Annotated in this window: 18 protein-coding genes and 1 tRNA gene; 14 read left to right on the plus strand and 5 right to left on the minus strand. The window is 68.2% G+C overall.

The features are described from left to right. Window positions 1–2 precede the first annotated feature (2 nt). The 7 genes from ACXMYJ_RS05970 (at window position 3) to ACXMYJ_RS06000 (ending at window position 5,125) form a co-directional block, all read left to right on the plus strand. Complete coding sequence (locus ACXMYJ_RS05970; RefSeq protein ID WP_260755189.1) at window positions 3–251, plus strand: hypothetical protein; 249 nt, start codon at window positions 3–5, stop codon at window positions 249–251. 4 nt (window positions 252–255) lie between these two features. Continuing rightward, on the plus strand, window positions 256–492 hold the full coding sequence (locus tag ACXMYJ_RS05975) for a hypothetical protein (RefSeq protein ID WP_443186874.1): 237 nt from the start codon (window positions 256–258) through the stop codon (window positions 490–492). A 93-nt stretch (window positions 493–585) separates the two neighbouring features. Continuing rightward, window positions 586–1,812 (plus strand): Nramp family divalent metal transporter, encoded by a 1,227-nt coding sequence (locus ACXMYJ_RS05980; protein ID WP_396884644.1) that lies wholly within the window; start codon window positions 586–588, stop codon window positions 1,810–1,812. After that, the gene (locus tag ACXMYJ_RS05985; RefSeq protein ID WP_260755192.1) at window positions 1,813–2,916 is read left to right on the plus strand and encodes a poly-gamma-glutamate hydrolase family protein; all 1,104 of its coding nucleotides are present in this window, start codon (window positions 1,813–1,815) and stop codon (window positions 2,914–2,916) included. It abuts the gene before it with no gap. A 78-nt stretch (window positions 2,917–2,994) separates the two neighbouring features. Next, window positions 2,995–3,828, plus strand: a complete 834-nt coding sequence (locus tag ACXMYJ_RS05990; RefSeq protein WP_260755193.1) for a DUF1365 domain-containing protein — start codon at window positions 2,995–2,997, stop codon at window positions 3,826–3,828. Continuing rightward, complete coding sequence (locus ACXMYJ_RS05995; protein WP_460354664.1) at window positions 3,825–4,412, plus strand: sigma-70 family RNA polymerase sigma factor; 588 nt, start codon at window positions 3,825–3,827, stop codon at window positions 4,410–4,412. The genes ACXMYJ_RS05990 and ACXMYJ_RS05995 overlap by 4 nt, the downstream gene beginning before the upstream one ends. After that, window positions 4,409–5,125, plus strand: a complete 717-nt coding sequence (locus tag ACXMYJ_RS06000) for an anti-sigma factor (RefSeq protein WP_260755195.1) — start codon at window positions 4,409–4,411, stop codon at window positions 5,123–5,125. The genes ACXMYJ_RS05995 and ACXMYJ_RS06000 overlap by 4 nt, the downstream gene beginning before the upstream one ends. Here the strand turns inward: ACXMYJ_RS06000 and ACXMYJ_RS06005 are convergent. Continuing rightward, window positions 5,118–6,218, minus strand: a complete 1,101-nt coding sequence (locus ACXMYJ_RS06005) for a glutamate--cysteine ligase 2 (protein ID WP_460354667.1) — start codon at window positions 6,216–6,218, stop codon at window positions 5,118–5,120. The two genes, ACXMYJ_RS06000 and ACXMYJ_RS06005, sit on opposite strands and share 8 nt — an antisense overlap. Window positions 6,219–6,349: 131 nt before the next feature. Here ACXMYJ_RS06005 and ACXMYJ_RS06010 point away from each other — a divergent pair, with 131 nt between their 5' ends. Continuing rightward, on the plus strand, window positions 6,350–7,174 hold the full coding sequence (locus ACXMYJ_RS06010; protein WP_260755196.1) for an LLM class F420-dependent oxidoreductase: 825 nt from the start codon (window positions 6,350–6,352) through the stop codon (window positions 7,172–7,174). Here the strand turns inward: ACXMYJ_RS06010 and ACXMYJ_RS06015 are convergent, their stop codons facing one another. From ACXMYJ_RS06015 to ACXMYJ_RS06025, 3 genes are read right to left on the minus strand one after another with little or no spacing between them, the layout of a single operon-like run. Beyond that, complete coding sequence (locus ACXMYJ_RS06015) at window positions 7,175–7,444, minus strand: cytochrome C oxidase subunit IV family protein (protein ID WP_260755197.1); 270 nt, start codon at window positions 7,442–7,444, stop codon at window positions 7,175–7,177. It lies immediately after the preceding gene. Then, entirely contained in the window at window positions 7,445–8,029 is a 585-nt protein-coding gene (locus ACXMYJ_RS06020) for a cytochrome c oxidase subunit 3 (RefSeq protein ID WP_260755198.1), read from the minus strand. It lies immediately after the preceding gene. After that, window positions 8,026–8,751: a hypothetical protein gene (locus ACXMYJ_RS06025; RefSeq protein ID WP_460354671.1), complete on the minus strand. Its 726-nt coding sequence runs from the start codon at window positions 8,749–8,751 to the stop codon at window positions 8,026–8,028. The genes ACXMYJ_RS06020 and ACXMYJ_RS06025 overlap by 4 nt, the downstream gene beginning before the upstream one ends. Window positions 8,752–8,868: 117 nt before the next feature. Here ACXMYJ_RS06025 and ACXMYJ_RS06030 point away from each other — a divergent pair. From ACXMYJ_RS06030 to ACXMYJ_RS06045, 4 genes are all read left to right on the plus strand, one after another. Then, window positions 8,869–8,941: transfer RNA gene (locus ACXMYJ_RS06030), tRNA-Arg, on the plus strand. A 273-nt stretch (window positions 8,942–9,214) separates the two neighbouring features. Continuing rightward, window positions 9,215–10,648 carry an NAD-dependent succinate-semialdehyde dehydrogenase gene (locus ACXMYJ_RS06035; protein WP_460354673.1) on the plus strand — a complete coding sequence of 478 codons (1,434 nt, stop codon included), beginning with the start codon at window positions 9,215–9,217 and terminating at the stop codon, window positions 10,646–10,648. Window positions 10,649–10,932: 284 nt separating this feature from the next. Further along, window positions 10,933–11,187: a hypothetical protein gene (locus ACXMYJ_RS06040; protein WP_260755200.1), complete on the plus strand. Its 255-nt coding sequence runs from the start codon at window positions 10,933–10,935 to the stop codon at window positions 11,185–11,187. 49 nt (window positions 11,188–11,236) lie between these two features. Further along, window positions 11,237–11,593, plus strand: coding sequence for a heme-binding protein (locus ACXMYJ_RS06045; protein WP_443186866.1), 357 nt, complete (start codon window positions 11,237–11,239; stop codon window positions 11,591–11,593). Window positions 11,594–11,691: 98 nt separating this feature from the next. Here the strand turns inward: ACXMYJ_RS06045 and ACXMYJ_RS06050 are convergent, their stop codons facing one another. Then, complete coding sequence (locus ACXMYJ_RS06050) at window positions 11,692–12,378, minus strand: GAF and ANTAR domain-containing protein (protein WP_460354676.1); 687 nt, start codon at window positions 12,376–12,378, stop codon at window positions 11,692–11,694. A 191-nt stretch (window positions 12,379–12,569) separates the two neighbouring features. On the opposite strand from ACXMYJ_RS06050, the gene ACXMYJ_RS06055 reads away from it, so the two are divergent. Then, window positions 12,570–13,787: an acetyl-CoA acetyltransferase gene (locus tag ACXMYJ_RS06055; protein WP_460354679.1), complete on the plus strand. Its 1,218-nt coding sequence runs from the start codon at window positions 12,570–12,572 to the stop codon at window positions 13,785–13,787. Continuing rightward, the gene (locus ACXMYJ_RS06060; RefSeq protein ID WP_260755204.1) at window positions 13,784–15,346 is read left to right on the plus strand and encodes a carotenoid oxygenase family protein; all 1,563 of its coding nucleotides are present in this window, start codon (window positions 13,784–13,786) and stop codon (window positions 15,344–15,346) included. The genes ACXMYJ_RS06055 and ACXMYJ_RS06060 overlap by 4 nt, the downstream gene beginning before the upstream one ends. The last annotated feature ends 24 nt before the right edge of the window (window positions 15,347–15,370 follow it).

Here is a 15,370-nt window from a genome sequence, read left to right on the forward strand (position 1 = left end):
AAATGAAGGCTCGCCTGAGCACTGTTGCTGCTCTCCTTGTCGCCGGCGGTGCTTCCGTGGCCATCGCCGCAGCTCCTGCGGCGTCTGCCCAGCCGAATTGCGCCACGACGTCGGCGGGCGCCGGGGGGCGGACCGAGGTTTGCCAGTCGCCGGGCAACGCCCAGATCAGCTCGACCCCCGGGCAATACGCCATGCCGTGGTACGGCGGTGGCATGTTCCCGTGGGAAGGCTACGGCCCGTTCATCTTCTGATTCCGTGACCGTCGTGTCTCGCTCTGCGACAGGGCTTTTCGTGGCTCTCGGGGTGGCGGCGATCCTTGCCCCCACCGCGTCGGCCGCCCCGGACTGTACGGACCTCGGCAAGACGGTGACGTTCTGCGAGACCAACGGAAGCACCCAGATCACCACCACCCCACCGCCGTGGAACTACGGCGGCTGGACCGGTATCGGGGTGTGGCCGTTGGTCGGCGCATACGGCCTCGGCCCCTGGTGACCGCTGTTCCGGCACCATCGCGGGACTGGCCCGGCCCCTAGGTTTCGGCTAACCTAACTTTTCTATTCGCATTGCCGGATGGAAAGGGGTGCCGTGACGCGCCAGGCCGAAGCACCGACGCGCTCACGCTGGGTGCTGCTCGGGCCCGCATTCGTCGCCGCGATCGCTTACGTCGACCCCGGCAACGTGGCCGCGAACGTCAGCGCCGGCGCGCAGTTCGGATTCCTGCTGCTGTGGGTCATCGTGGCCGCCAACCTGATGGCCTGTCTGGTGCAGTACCTGTCCGCCAAGCTCGGGCTGGTGAGCGGTATGTCGCTTCCCGAAGCGGTCGGTGGTCGGATGGGCCGGCCCACCCGGCTGGCCTACTGGCTCCAGGCCGAATTAGTGGCCATGGCAACGGATCTGGCCGAGGTAGTGGGCGGAGCGATCGCGCTCTACCTGTTGTTCGACCTGCCACTGCTCGTCGGCGGCGTGATCACCGGTGCGGTCTCGCTGGTGTTGCTGCTCGTCAAAGACCAGCGCGGACAACGGATGTTCGAGCGGGTGATCACCGGCCTGCTGCTGGTCATCGCAATCGGTTTCCTGACAAGTCTTTTCGCGTCACCGCCGCCGGTCGACGACACGGTCGCGGGCCTGCTGCCGCGGTTCGACGGCCCCGAGAGCGTCCTGCTCGCCGCGGCGATGCTCGGCGCGACGGTCATGCCGCACGCCGTCTACCTTCATTCGGGGCTGGCCCGCGACCGCCATGGCCATCCCGAACCCGGACCTACCCGCCGGATGCTGCTCCGGGTCACCCGCTGGGATGTCGGCATCGCGATGCTCGTCGCCGGCGCGGTCAATCTGTCCATGCTTCTCGTGGCGGCGACCAATCTGCAGGGCGTCGAGAACACCGACTCGATCGAGGGCGCGCACGCCGCGGTGCAGACCGCACTCGGCCCCACCGTCGCCTTGCTGTTCGCGATCGGCCTGCTGGCGTCCGGGCTGGCGTCGTCGTCGGTCGGGGCATACGCCGGCGCGATGATCATGCAGGGCCTGATCCGCCGGTCGGTGCCACTGATCACGCGCCGGCTGATCACGCTGCTGCCCGCGCTGGCGGTGTTGGCCGCCGGGGTGGATCCGAGCCGCGCCCTGGTGCTCTCGCAGGTGGTGCTGTCGTTCGGGATCCCATTCGCACTGATCCCGCTGGTCCGGCTCACCGCCGACGCCCGACTGATGGGTGATGACGTCAACCATCGGCTCACCACGACGCTCGGCTGGATCGTCGCCGGCCTGATTACCCTGTTGAACGTGGTGCTGATCTATCTCACGCTGACCGGCTGAATGGGCGGTCGGCATATCTACTTCGCGTACGGGTCGAATCTGTGCGTGCAGCAGATGGCGCGCCGATGCCCCGATGCCACCGACCCGCGCCCGGCGACGCTGGCCGATCACGACTGGCTGATCAACCAGCGCGGGGTCGCGACGGTGGAACCGCTGGCCGGCAGCGTGGTGCACGGCGTGGTGTGGCGGGTCTCCGATCGCGACCTGGCCACGCTGGACAGTGCCGAAGGAGTTCCGGTGCGGTACCGGCGCGACGAACTCACCGTCATGACCGAGCGGGGACCGTCGAGCGCGTGGGTGTACATCGACCATCGCGTCGAAGCCGGGCCGCCGCGTCCCGGCTATCTCGAGCGCATCCTCGCCGGTGCCCGCCATCACGGGCTGCCCCACAACTGGATCCAGTTCCTGGAGAGGTGGGATCCGAGTCGCTGGCCGCATCGCCGCGCGTCCGCCGATGATGCCGGGCCGCAATCGCTCTCCGAGCTGCTCACCGATCCGGCCGTCGTCGAGGACTCGGTGCTGAAGTCCCGGTTCGGGTTCCTGGCCATCCACGGCGGCGGCCTGGAGCAGATGACCGATGTGATCGCCGAACGCGCCGCGGACGCAGCGGGCGCTTCGCTGTATACGGTGCGTCATCCCGACCGCTACCCCCACCACCTGGCCTCGGCGCGTTATGACCCGGCGCAGTCGGATCGGCTCGCGGAGTTCCTCGACCACATCGAGGTGGCGGTGTCCCTGCACGGCTACGGCCGGCTGGGGCGCAGCACCCAGATCCTGGCCGGTGGGCGCAATCGCGGCCTGACCGACCACGTCGCCCGCCATGTCGGCATCCCCGGCTACCGGGTCGTCACCGACCTGGAGGCGATCCCGAGAGAGCTCCGGGGCCTGCACCCGGACAATCCGGTCAACCGGGTCCGCGGGGGCGGCACCCAGCTTGAACTCCCACCGCGGGTTCGCGGGCTGAGCCCCCGCAGCGGGCTGCCCAGCGACGACGGGCTGTTCGCTGCGACCTCCGCACTGGTGCGGGGACTGGCGGCCGCCGCACGCTCGTGGCAGATGTCGGGTCGGTGCGCCATGCGGACATCGTCGGATCCGCAAGGCTGACGCCAATCTGCTGACCCAACCCGACTCCCCCGTCGGCAACCGACCCATCCACGCCCGACCCCGCTCCGAATAGCTGATGTGAAATCCGACTGTCGAGGCGGCGACCGCGGGAATGCGGCCGTGTACCGCACGCGCATCACCCACCTGCGGCGCGCACCTGTGCACCATTACTTCGAACACCGCAGCTACAGCTGGTTCGTCGATCTGGACGCGCTGCCCCGCCTGCCGGGATGGCTGCGGCCGTTCGCCCGCTTCGAGGCCCGCGACCACCTGTGGGAAGCGCCGCAGGACACCCTGCGGGGCAGGGTCGACGCGTTCCTGGCGGAGAAGGGCATCGACCTGGGCGGCGGAACGGTCACCGCGCTGATGCAACCGCGGGTGCTCGGGCAGGAGTTCAACCCGCTGACCCTGTTCTGGTGCCACGACGCCCGCGGAGTGCTGCGCTGTGTCATCGCCGAGGTCCACAACGCGGCCGGCGGCCGGTACGCATACCTGCTTCCGCCCTGCGGCGACCGACCGGTGATGGTGGACAAGAAGTTCCGGACGTCACCGTTCAACGGAGTGGACGGGCACTATCTGGTGCGGGCCCCGCAACCCGACGAAAGACTCGACGTGACGATCTCGCTGCACCGCGACCAGCAGCCGGCCATCGTGGCGACGATGCGGGGTACCCGCCGGCCGGCCGGTGTCGGTCAGATCCTCGCGCTGCAGGTCGTCGCCCCGCTGTCACCGCTGATGAACCGGATGAGCATGCGCACCCAGGCCGCACTGTTGTGGCTGCGCAGGGTGCCGGTAATTCCCGAGGGGTCCGACGAGGATCGGGCGACAGTCCGTGACGGCCGGGCGACGGTCGGCAAAGGAACTTCCGGAACGATCTTGACCAGGGGTCCGCTGGAGACACGATCGCCATGACGTCATCGGTCCTGGTAGCTGCCGCTAGGCTACCGCTCGTGACCGCCGAACTCGACGCTCTTCTGCGCCAGGTGGCCCGCCGCGATGCCGACGCGTTCGCCGCGTTCTACAACCACACCCGGTCCCGCGTCTACGGACTGGTCATCCGGGTGCTGCGCGACCCCGGTTACAGCGAGGAAACGACGCAGGACATCTATCTGCAGGTATGGCGCAACGCGGCGAACTACAACCCGGAGGCCGGGTCGCCGCTGACCTGGCTGCTGACCCTGGCCCATCGCCGCGCGGTGGACCGGGTGCGCGCCGAGCAGGCGGCCAGCACCCGGGAGTCCCGCTACGGCGCCGCCTCGGTGGAACCGCCGACCGATCACGTCGCCGACGAGGTGCTCCTCGACGACGAGCGCCGCCGGGTGGCCGACTGCCTGGGTTCGTTGACCGACACCCAGCGGGAGTGCATCCAGTTGGCTTATTACGACGGTCTGACTTACGTCCAGGTCTCCGAGCGGTTGGCGGCGAACCTGGCCACAATCAAATCGCGGATGCGCGACGGTATCCGCGGCCTGCGCAGATGTTTGGGGGTGGCATGACCAGCGCACAGAACGAGCTTCTGACGCTCGCGACGCCCTACGCGCTGCACGCGCTGAGCGGCGCCGAGCGGGCCGATGTGGACCACCGGCTGGCCACCGCGGAACCTGATGTCGCTGCGGCGTTTCTGGCCGAGGTGCGGTCGGTGCAGGAGACCATGGCCGTGCTTGCCAGCGCCACCGCCGTCGAACCTCCCGCGCACCTGCGTGATGCGGTGCTGCGCCAGATCGCCGACGACCCGGTCCGGTCTCTGCCCACCCAGCCACGCTCCCGCAGGCGCGCGGCCGCGGTGCTGACCGCGGCGGCCGCCGTGGTGATCGGCCTCGGCGCCGTCGGCGTCGGGTACGCGCTGCGGCCGGCCTCGGCACCGACGACCGCCGAGCAGGTCTTCGCCGCACCCGACGTGCGCACGATCTCCGGCGAGATCCCCGGCGGCGGCACCGCGACCGTGGTGTTCTCGCGTGAACGCAATTCCGGGGTGCTGGTGATGAACAACGTTCCGCCCCCGCAACCGGGCACCGTGTACCAGATGTGGCTGGTCGACGCCGCCGGTCCGCACTCAGCTGGGACCATGGACTCTGCGGCGGTCGCGCCGTCGACCACGGCCGTGCTGCCCGATCTCGGGTCGTCGCGGGCGCTGGCGTTCACCGTCGAACCGCCGGGTGGTTCCTCGCAGCCGAGCAGCCCGGTGTTCGCCGAACTGCCGCTCACCTAGTCTCCTCCAGCGTTGCGGCGGCCACTTCGGCCAGCACGTCAGCGACGTCATACCTTCTGCGCCACGCGCGCTGCTGTCGCAGCGCGCCGTTGCCGACAGTCGTGACACGCTCGAGGCCCGCGCGCACCAGCGGGAGGTCGCCGGTGGCCTCCAGCGCCGGCGCGATGCGGTCGACGAGACCGGCCAGCAGTGCTGACATCGGTGCGGGCGCATGGTTCTCCAGGTCGACGCCGTCGCCGTCCACGCCCTCCCGCGCCGCCTTCCAGTACGCGGCCTTGAGCGCGTACGGCGCCAGCGGCAGCACGGGCTCACCGTGTCGTTCGTCGTCCAGGGCGGTCATCACGCAGCCGCGCACCAGCGCGGCGAACAGCACGGTCTCGGTCACCGTCGCGGGCACGTCGGCCACCCGCACCTCCACGGTCGGGAAGTTCGCCGACGGCCGCACGTCCCAGTAGACCATTCCGTCGTCGCGAATCACCCCGGTGTGCGACAGCATCTGTACCGCGGCGTCGTACTCGTCGGCGGAGCCGAAATGCGGCGGCGGACCCGCGCTGGGCCAGCGGGCCCACAGTACGCTGCGCCAGCTCGCGTGGCCGGTGTCGGCGTTGCGGTAGATCGCCGAGTTCGCGGTCAGTGCGAGCAGCAGGGGCAACCACGGCCGCAGCCGGTTGCTGACGGCGACAGCGGCATCTCGGTCGGGCACCGCGACGTGCACGTGGCATCCGCAGATGCCCTGCTCGTGGGCGATCATGCCGTAGCGCTCGCCGATGTCGCGGTACCGCGGCGTGTCGGTGACCGGGAAATCGTGCGGCAGGGTCGGCGGCAGCCCGACCGCCAGCAGCCGGGCACCGGCCCGCTCGGCCGCTTCGGCCGAGACCCGTCGCAGCCGGGTCAGTTGCTCGCGCAGCTCTCCGACGTCCTCGGCGACGCCGGTGGCGGTCTCGACCTGGCAGCTGGTGAGCTCCAGCTGCAGTTCCACATCCTGCTCGGCGGCGCGTTCGGCGACCTCGCGGTTGAGCGCGGTGGGTTGGCCCGAACCCGGGTCGACGAGGAGGAACTCCTCTTCGACCCCGAGAGTTGGAACGTCTGCCATGTCTGGGCCTCACACGAAAATTTGATCCGGCCCGTCGGATAATTCGACGACGGGCCGGATCGGGGCGATGAAAGTCGATTGCGTATATGCCCCTGCCGATTCCGATTCAAACCTGGACCTACCATCACGATGTGGCAAAGAACTTCCGGTTCGGGATCGGGCTGACGCGGACCGGTTCCCGGGCCCAGATCGTCGAGAACGCGCGACGCGCCGAAAGCCTCGGTTTCGACGTCCTGCATGTGCCTGATCACCTCGGCGGTCCGGCGCCGTTCCCGGTGCTGACCGCGGTCGCGACGGCGACCTCGACGCTGCGGGTCGGCACCTTCGTCATCAACGCGGCGTTCTACCGTCCCGCGCTGCTGGCGCGCGACGTCGCGGCACTGCGCGACATCAGCGACGGACGGTTCGAGCTCGGTCTGGGCACCGGCTACGTCAAGGAGGAGTTCGACGCCGCCGGCATCCCCTTCCCCAGCGCCGGACAACGCGTCGACCACCTGCGGTCGACGACGGAGTACATGGCCGCGCAGCTGCCCGATGTCCCGATCATGATCGCCGGCAACGGCGACCGAGTGCTGCGGATCGCGGCCCGTTCAGCGCACATCATCGGCCTCACCGGCGGTGACCGTGCGGCCTCGGCCGACGAGGATCCGCTGGCTGAGCGGATCGCGTTCGTGCGGGAGGCGGCCGGGGCGCGGTTCGCCGAACTGGAACTCAACCTGGCGATCACGGCGATGCCGGTCGACGGTTCCGGCGTGCCGGATCTGACTATCCCCCGGATCTCGCTGCCGGGGCTCACCGACGAGCAGTTGCTGCGCCATCCCGGCGTGCTGTCGGGGTCCGCCGAGGATATCGCCGAGCGAATCCGTGGGTACCGCGACGACTACGGCATCAGCTATCTGATCGTGCAGATGCGGCACGCCGACGCTTTCGGCAAGGTGATGGAGCTACTGCAATAGCTAGAGCCACAGGTAGAGGGCCGACAGCAGCGCCCACATGCCCACGCAATACAGCTCGAACGCCGCGCGCAGCGGGATCGGTGCGTGCCGCAACTCCATGAAGTCGAGCCCGACGAGGCGCACCTTGATCGCGGCGATGGCCAGGACGACCACGGCCACCACCGATCCGGTGCCGTGCTCGGCACCGACCGCCCACGACACGACGGTCGCGGCGACGAGGAACAGCCAGGTCGCCCCGGCCCGATTCGTCAGCAGACTCAACGCGGTCATTCAGCTCACCAGGTACAGCAGCGCGAACAAGAAGATCCACAGCAGGTCGACCAGGTGCCAGAAGCAAGCGCCGCCCTCGACCAGCGCGGTGCGGGTGGGCCCCAGTTCGGCGCGCCGGGTCTGACTGAGCACGAACGACAGCGCGCCGAGCCCGAGGCATACGTGGAACAGGTGCAGCCCGGTGAGGATGACGTAGTACAGGTAAAAGTCGTTGGCGCCTGGGCCGTGCCCGGCCGCCGCGAGTGCGACGTACTCGAACACCTTCAGACCGATGAAGACCAGCCCGCACAGCATGGCCGCAGCGACAGCGCGGGTGGCGATCACCCCGGCGCCGGCGCGCAGAGCGTTGAGCGCCAGCACCACGCCCAGCGAACTGGTGAGCAGCACGAGCGTGTTGGTGACGGCGACGCCCAGATGCAGCGTGGCGCGGGCGGTGTCGAACACTTCCGGCGCTTTGGCGCGCTCCACCAGGAAGGTCACGAAGAACGCTCCGAAGACCAGCATGTCGCCGAACAGGAAGACCCAGGTGCCGCTCTCGCCGGGGATTCTGCGGGCGGGACGGGGCGGGGCGGCCGTGTCGGTCACGCGGGTTGGGCCTGCGCCGTCGCCGTCGCCTCGCTGCGCTGCTGGGCTCTGATGGACTTCAGCATCACCGCGGTGGTGGCGAACAGCCACACCACGAGCACCAAACCGGGGATGTAGAAGGCGAATACACCGTTCCAGGCCAGCGGCCCGTCGTTGAAGACCACCACCACGCAACCGGGCAGCGACAGCGTCGCCACCCACAGGTTGAGGTAGCCGTACCAGCGGGGGAACGTCGGCGGGTCGGTCTTGTCGATGAACGTCGCGACGGCCAGGGAGAGGTTCTGGATGATGATGGTGCCGACGATGCCGATGAACCAAAGCCAGAACACGTCATTGAGGGCCTGGGTGAGTTCCGCGGAGCGCTCCTCGGGGCGGTAGGCGGCCACGCCGAGGAAGAACTGCGGGAACAGCAGCGCCGGGACGAACACGGTGGCGGCCATCAGCTGGGTCGTGGACAGCATTCCCCAGCGTCCTTCGACCCGGCGGATCCGCAGGACGATAGTCGCCAGGAACGGCAGCCCGAGCACGGCGCTGAGCAGCGCACCGGAGACGCCGAACCGGATCCAGAGTTTGTGGTCGACGAAGAACGCGGCGATCTCGTCCGCCGACGCGGCCGGGGACAGCGGCGGGAACAGTTGGGCCACACCGGAGAAACTGGCGCCGTAGAGCAGGATCATGATGCTGCCCAACCAGGCGCCGAGACGTTGCAGAGTCAGCTCCACGGTGGAAACGCTACCGGCCACTCCGCAGAGTTTTGTCACTTTTGCCATACCTGGGATCGGCCGGTGCGGGCCCGCGACAACGGGAGGGTAAGCTCCCACCGGCATCGTCCCGTAGCTGCCCCCGTAGCTCAGGGGATAGAGCACGGCTCTCCTAAAGCCGGTGTCGCAGGTTCGAATCCTGCCGGGGGCACTCAACTGTTGGATCGCGGCTCACAGTCAACTGCGAAAGTAGCTGTTGAGAAAGCCCAACCCCACATAGGTGAAAGGGCGCGCGCGGAGCCGCCCTCGGCCGTGGTTCTGACGGGACGAATCCGCCTGGCGAAATCGGTATGACCGAGTTGAAGATTCGCGCGCTGCCGGATTGCCACACTCCGAAGATGTCGGCTGCCATGCAGGGACCGTCGAACGTGCGATCAATCCAGAACATCGCAAGCAGGAATCCGCTGCACGCAAAGGGGAGACCATGAATTCACCTTCGGTCGGGGTCGAACACCGTTCACCGATTGCCACCGTCAACCCGGCCAGCGGAGAGTTGCTGCGCGAGTTCCAACCGATGAGCGACGAACAGGTCGATCACGCGGTCGACGACGCCCACCAGGCCTTCCTGTCCTGGCGAGAGCGTCCTGTCAGCGAACGGGTGGCCGTGCTCGCCCGCGCCGCCGACCTGATGCTGGAACGCGTCGACGAGCTCAGCAGCCTGGTGACATTGGAGATGGGCAAGCTTCGTCACGAGGCGCGTGGCGAAGTGAATCTGAGCGCCGAGATCTTCCGCTACTACGCAGAAAACGCCGCGACGCTGCTTGAGGCCGAACCGCTCAACGCGGACGCGGGCAGTGCGCAGATACGCTACGAGCCATTGGGCGTACTGCTCGGCGTCATGCCGTGGAATTTCCCGATATACCAGGTTGCCCGCTTCGCGGCGCCCAACATCGCCGCCGGCAACACCATCGTGCTGAAACACGCGAGCCAATGTCCCCAATGCTCGATCGCCATCGAGAAACTCCTGACCGACGCGGGCCTGCCGCGCGGCGTTTACGTGAACTTGCTCGTGCCCGGTCGCACGGTGGAGAAGATCATTCCGAATACCCTGGTGCGCGGAGTCTCGCTGACCGGGAGCGACGCCGCCGGCCAAGCGGTCGCCGAGAGTGCGGGCCACGAGGTGAAGAAGACAGTGCTCGAACTCGGCGGCAGCGATCCGTTCATCGTGCTCGACGATGAGGACTTCGAGCGCACGCTGGACTTCGCGGTGACCGCGCGCACGGCGAACTGCGGCCAGAGTTGCGTCGCCGCGAAGCGATTCATCGTCCTCGGCGACCTCTACGACCGCTTCCTGGAGGCTATGCGGGACCGAATGGGCGCGCTGAGGCCAGGAGACCCGACCGACGAGGCCACCACCCTTGCCCCGCTCAGCTCTGAGCAGGCCGCACAACGCCTGATCGGGCAGATTCAACAGGCAGTCGCCGGCGGCGCCACCCTGGTACTCGGCGGAGGACGCATCGACCGCCCCGGTGCCTACGTCCAGCCGACCATCTTGACCGATATCACACCGGACAATCCGGCCTTCTATACGGAGTTTTTCGGTCCGGCGGCGCAGGTGTACCGGGTCGAAACTGAAGCTGAGGCCATCGAGCTCGCCAACGCTACGCCCTTCGCACTCGGTGGTTCGGTGTGGAGCGGGGATGAGCAACGGGCCCGGGACCTGGCCGCCCGACTGGAGGCCGGCATGGTGTGGATCAACTACCCCACCAGCTCAGAACCGCAGTTGCCCTTCGGAGGTATCAAACGCTCCGGTTACGGACGTGAGCTCGGTCCGCTGGGCATCAAGGAATTCGTCAACGCGAAGCTGGTTCGCGTGGTTGAGCGCGGCGCTCAGCCGACAGCCGGATTCTTCGGTTAGGGGCCTCAGCCAACGCATACCGCCCCGCACACGGGTCGTCCCGATCATCCCCGGACCCGGGACGGTTCATGGGGCGAGTGCCGAGTCCTTGTTCGCTGTCTGTTTCGACTGATGCTTGACAGTTGCTTCGGCTGATCTCTGACAGCCCGGCAACGAGGCGTACTTTCCACTCGCCATTTCCCCCATCCTGGGGGATGTCACTACCCTCCGCCGACGGCAGATTGAGCTCCAGCGCAGCCGATTACCGGCCCGCGGAACGTTGGTGATCGGGTCGGGAGGTAGTGATGCGCAAGTCCTACTTGGCAATTCCGTTGCTGGCGGCCGGCGCCGTGGCCGGCGCGGTGACGTCCGCCGCGGTGGCCGGTGCCGCCCCGGTCCTGTCCGGACCGTTCCCCACCGAGTATCCGTGGTGCGAGCTGGACATGTTCTGCTACGACGACGACATCAGTATCGCTCTGAACCCACAGCGGGAACGGCACGACGTGGGATATGGCGGAGGCGCCGCATTCGGCAGCGGTGACGACGACGATGACAATTGACGGTCGCAGGATCCCTGGCATGTTGACTCGACCACGAAAAGGAGTGGGTATGTCTGTTCTCGTCCGATCTGCAGGTGCGGTGGTGCTCGCCGGGGCCGCGTTGCTCGGCTCCGGCCCGCTCGCGGCGGCACAGCCGGCCCCGGCCCCCAACTGCTCGATCGCCGACCAGGCCGGCATCCTGTCCGGGGTGTCCGCATCGCTGTCGGCCTACATGTTCACCCACCCGGACGTGAACTGGTTCTTCACCAGTCTGCGCGGTCTGCCGCCCGAAGAACGGCGAGCCAAGGTCGAGTCCTACATGGACACGAGCCCGCAGGTAGCCTCCGAGCTGCGCGGCATCCGGCAGCCGATGATCGATTTCCGCGCCCGCTGCGGGCTCCCGCCGGCCAGCATGCCGGACGCCTGACCGTCGGGCTGCGCAGCGCACTTCCAGCCAGCAGGTAGTGCGGCCTGACCGAAGAGACGTTCCTGATCCGGCCCCGCGGGCTCTGACCCCGCGGCCGGTCAAGTGCCCCGGGTCTCGATCACCTTGCCCGCGACGTCGACGAGCTTGGTGTTGCTGTCCTGCGAAAGTCTGCGCAGCATCTCGAAGGCGGCGATGTCATCGACGTTGTACCGCTCCATGATGATGCCCTTGGCCTGGCCGATGCGGTCTCGCGTCGACAGTGCCGAGGTCAGCTGCTCGTTCTCCCGGCTGGCCAGGATCGCGGCGGCCGCATGGGCCGCGAGCACCGCGCCGATCGTCTCGGCCTCGTCGTCGAACACGTGCGGCCTCAGCGCGAACAAATTGAGCGCTCCCGCGGTCTTTCCACTGGTGTAGAGCTTGAACGACAGACCACTCAGCACACCGATCTCCGCGGCGGCGGGCGCATACTGCGGCCAGCGCCGTTCGGTGCGGAAGTCGTCGGTGCGCACCACCACCTCATCCAGCGCGGCGTCGAGGCATGGCCCCTCCCGGAACGTCATCTGCAGTTCGTCGAGGCGATGTGGCAGCTCAGAAGTGCCGGCCACGGTTTCGAAGCGTCCCCCCTTACCGACGAACAGGATGCCGGCCGCATCGACACCGGGGATCAGATCCAGGACTTCACCGGTGACATCGGACAACACATCCTCGACGCGGCGAGGGGTGGCCACCGCCCGGGCCAGCTCCGCCATCCGCTTGGCCAGCGCATGGCTGGACGTTTCAGTCATTCGTACAGACTTCCCCATCCGTTCCGACATGTACACGCGGCCCGGGTTTGCGCGTCGGGCGCGGGGGCAATGCAGGGCGGCAGACAACGACGATGGTCGACCGTCGCCGCTGTCGAGGTCTCGTCGGTTCAGACAGGAGCCGGCGGGGCCGCCTCTTCCAGTCACTCTGTTAGTTGTAGTACGGTGCCGGCATGTGTGCGGCCGGCGTCTGGATCCTGGGTGGCTACCAGAGCGACTTCGCACGCAACTACGCCAAGGAAGGCCTGGACTTCGCCGGGCTGACCGCCGAGGTCGTCACGTCGACGCTGCACGCGGCGAAGGTCGGCGCCGGCCAGATCGGCGTCGTGCACGTCGCCAACGCCTTCGGCGAGCTGTTCGCCGGCCAGGGTCAACTCGGCGCCATGCCCGCCACCGTCGACCCCGGGCTGTGGGGGACTCCCGCGGTGCGTCACGAGGCAGCCTGCGCGTCGGGCAGCGCCGCGGTGCTGGCCGCGATGGCCGATCTGCGCTCGGGCGCCTACGCCTCGGCACTGGTACTCGGCGTGGAGTTGGAGAAGACGGTCCCCGGCGACGTCGCCACCGCCATCCTCGGCGCAGCGGCGTGGACCGAACACGAAGGCTGCGACGCGAAGTTCATGTGGCCGTCCATGTTCGAATCCGTCGCCGCGGAGTACGACCGTCGGTACGGCATCGACGGAGCCCACCTGCACGCGATCGCGGCGTTGAACTACGCGAACGCCAAGCGCAACCCGCAGGCGCAGACCCGCGATTGGTCGATTCCCGACCCCGTCACCGCCGACGACGTCACCAACCCTGTGGTCGAGGGCAGGCTGCGGCGACTGGACTGCAGTCAGCTCACCGACGGCGGCGCCGGCGTGGTCCTGGTCAGCGACGACTGGCTGCGCGACCATCCCGCCGCGCGTCCGCTCGGCCGCATCGACGGTTGGGGTCACCGCACCGTCGGCCTCGGCCTGCAGCAGAAACTGGACCATTCGGCCGGCGAACCCTACGTGCTGCCCCACGTGCGGACGACAGTGCTCGACGCGTTCTGCCGCGCCGAGGTCACGCTCGACGACGTCCACGGCTTCGAGGTGCACGACTGCTTCACCCCGAGCGAATACCTGGCGATCGACCACATCGGCCTGACCGCGCCCGGCGAGTCCTGGAAGGCGATCGAACAGGGCGACATCGCGCCCGGCGGCCGGCTCCCGATCAACCCCAGCGGCGGCCTGATCGGCGGCGGACATCCCGTCGGCGCGTCCGGGGTCAGGATGCTGCTCGACGCGGCACGTCAGGTCAGCGGCACCGCGGGCGCCTACCAAATCGACGACGCAAAGACCTTCGCCACCTTGAACTTCGGCGGCAGCACCGCCACCACGGTCAGCTTCGTCGTCGGAAGGACGCCATGACATCGCCCCACCCCGAAATCGTCGGCAAGTACCTCTCGACGCTGCCCGAAGACGACGACCACCCCTACCGGACCGGACCGTGGCGCCCCCAGACCACCGAGTGGGACGACGACGACCTCCGCGTCGTGGAGGGGCAGATCCCGGCCGACCTCGACGGCGTGTACCTGCGCAACACGGAGAACCCGCTGCACCCCGCCCTGAAGTACTACCACCCGTTCGACGGCGACGGCATGCTGCACATCGTCGGATTCCGGGACGGAAAAGCGTTCTACCGCAACCGCTTTGTCCGTACCGACGGTTTCATCGCCGAGAACGAGGCCGGCGGACCGCTGTGGCCCGGGATCGCCGAACCCATCGAACTCGCCCGCCGCGACTACGGCTGGGGCGCACGCACCCTGATGAAAGACGCGTCCTCCACCGACGTCATCGTGCACCGGGGTGTCGCACTGACCAGCCACTACCAATGCGGCGACCTGTACCGCATCGACCCGTGCAGCGGCGAGGACCTCGGCAAGGAGAACTGGCACGGCACATTTCCCACCGACTGGGGCGTGTCCGCGCACCCCAAGGTCGACGACCGCACCGGCGAACTGCTGTTCTTCCACTACAGCAAGCAGGCGCCACATATGCGCTACGGCGTGGTCAGCGCCGCCGGGGAGGTGGTGCACAGCGTCGACGTCCCGCTGCCCGGCCCGCGGCTGCCGCACGACATGGCGTTCACTGAGAATTACGTGATTCTCAACGATTTCCCGCTGTTCTGGGACACCTCCCTGCTCGAGCACAACATCCACCTGCCGCGGTTCCACCGGGACCTGCCGTCGCGATTTGCGGTCGTCCCACGCCGCGGCGACACCTCCCAGATCAGGTGGTTCGAGACCGACCCGACCTACGTGCTGCACTTCCCCAACGCCTACGAGGACGGTGACGAGATCGTGCTGGACGGCTTCTTCCAGGGTGATCCCGAACCCACCCAGGGCATCGACAACGGCATGAGCCGCAAGTGGCAGCAGATCTTCCGCAGTCTCTCCCTGGACGGCATGCAGACGCGGCTGCACCGGTGGCGCTTCAACCTGGTCACCGGTCAGGTCCGCGAGGAGCCGTTGTCCGACTGCCTCAGCGAGTTCGGGATGATCAATCCCGGCTACGCGGGCCGCCCGCACCGCTACACCTACGCGGCCACCGGCAAGCCCGGCTGGTTCCTGTTCGACGGCCTGCTCCGCCACGACCTGCACACCGGAACCGAGACGCACTACGCCTTTGGCGAGGGCGTGTTCGGCAGCGAAACCGCGATGGCGCCCCGCTCCGATGTCGCCGCCGGGGCGGCTCCGCGGCCCAATGTCGCCGAGGACGACGGCTACCTCATCACGCTGACCACCGACATGAACGCCGACGCGTCGTACTGCCTCGTGTTCGATGCGGCCCGGGTCGAGGACGGACCGGTGTGCAAACTGCTGTTGCCCGAACGCATCTCCAGCGGTACGCATTCCACGTGGGCACCCGGATCCGACCTTCCGCGGTGGCGGGACACCGACTCGGCCGCCGCGGCGATCGGGCTGTAGTTGCCGGAGGCACCCAACGCCGTA

This window comes from Mycobacterium sp. ZZG (genome assembly GCF_054786995.1).

Bases quoted from the DNA above. Each gene is read 5' to 3' on its own strand.
- ACXMYJ_RS06015 (WP_260755197.1), bottom strand. From the start codon at position 7,444: ATGACCGCGTTGAGTCTGCTGACGAATCGGGCCGGGGCGACCTGGCTG.
- ACXMYJ_RS06055 (WP_460354679.1), top strand. From the start codon at position 12,570: ATGTGTGCGGCCGGCGTCTGGATCCTGGGTGGCTACCAGAGCGACTTC.
- ACXMYJ_RS06050 (WP_460354676.1), bottom strand. From the start codon at position 12,378: ATGACTGAAACGTCCAGCCATGCGCTGGCCAAGCGGATGGCGGAGCTG.
- ACXMYJ_RS06035 (WP_460354673.1), top strand. From the start codon at position 9,215: ATGAATTCACCTTCGGTCGGGGTCGAACACCGTTCACCGATTGCCACC.
- ACXMYJ_RS06045 (WP_443186866.1), top strand. From the start codon at position 11,237: ATGTCTGTTCTCGTCCGATCTGCAGGTGCGGTGGTGCTCGCCGGGGCC.
- ACXMYJ_RS05970 (WP_260755189.1), top strand. From the start codon at position 3: ATGAAGGCTCGCCTGAGCACTGTTGCTGCTCTCCTTGTCGCCGGCGGT.
- ACXMYJ_RS05985 (WP_260755192.1), top strand. From the start codon at position 1,813: ATGGGCGGTCGGCATATCTACTTCGCGTACGGGTCGAATCTGTGCGTG.
- ACXMYJ_RS06000 (WP_260755195.1), top strand. From the start codon at position 4,409: ATGACCAGCGCACAGAACGAGCTTCTGACGCTCGCGACGCCCTACGCG.
- ACXMYJ_RS05995 (WP_460354664.1), top strand. From the start codon at position 3,825: ATGACGTCATCGGTCCTGGTAGCTGCCGCTAGGCTACCGCTCGTGACC.
- ACXMYJ_RS06060 (WP_260755204.1), top strand. From the start codon at position 13,784: ATGACATCGCCCCACCCCGAAATCGTCGGCAAGTACCTCTCGACGCTG.
- ACXMYJ_RS06040 (WP_260755200.1), top strand. From the start codon at position 10,933: ATGCGCAAGTCCTACTTGGCAATTCCGTTGCTGGCGGCCGGCGCCGTG.
- ACXMYJ_RS06005 (WP_460354667.1), bottom strand. From the start codon at position 6,218: ATGGCAGACGTTCCAACTCTCGGGGTCGAAGAGGAGTTCCTCCTCGTC.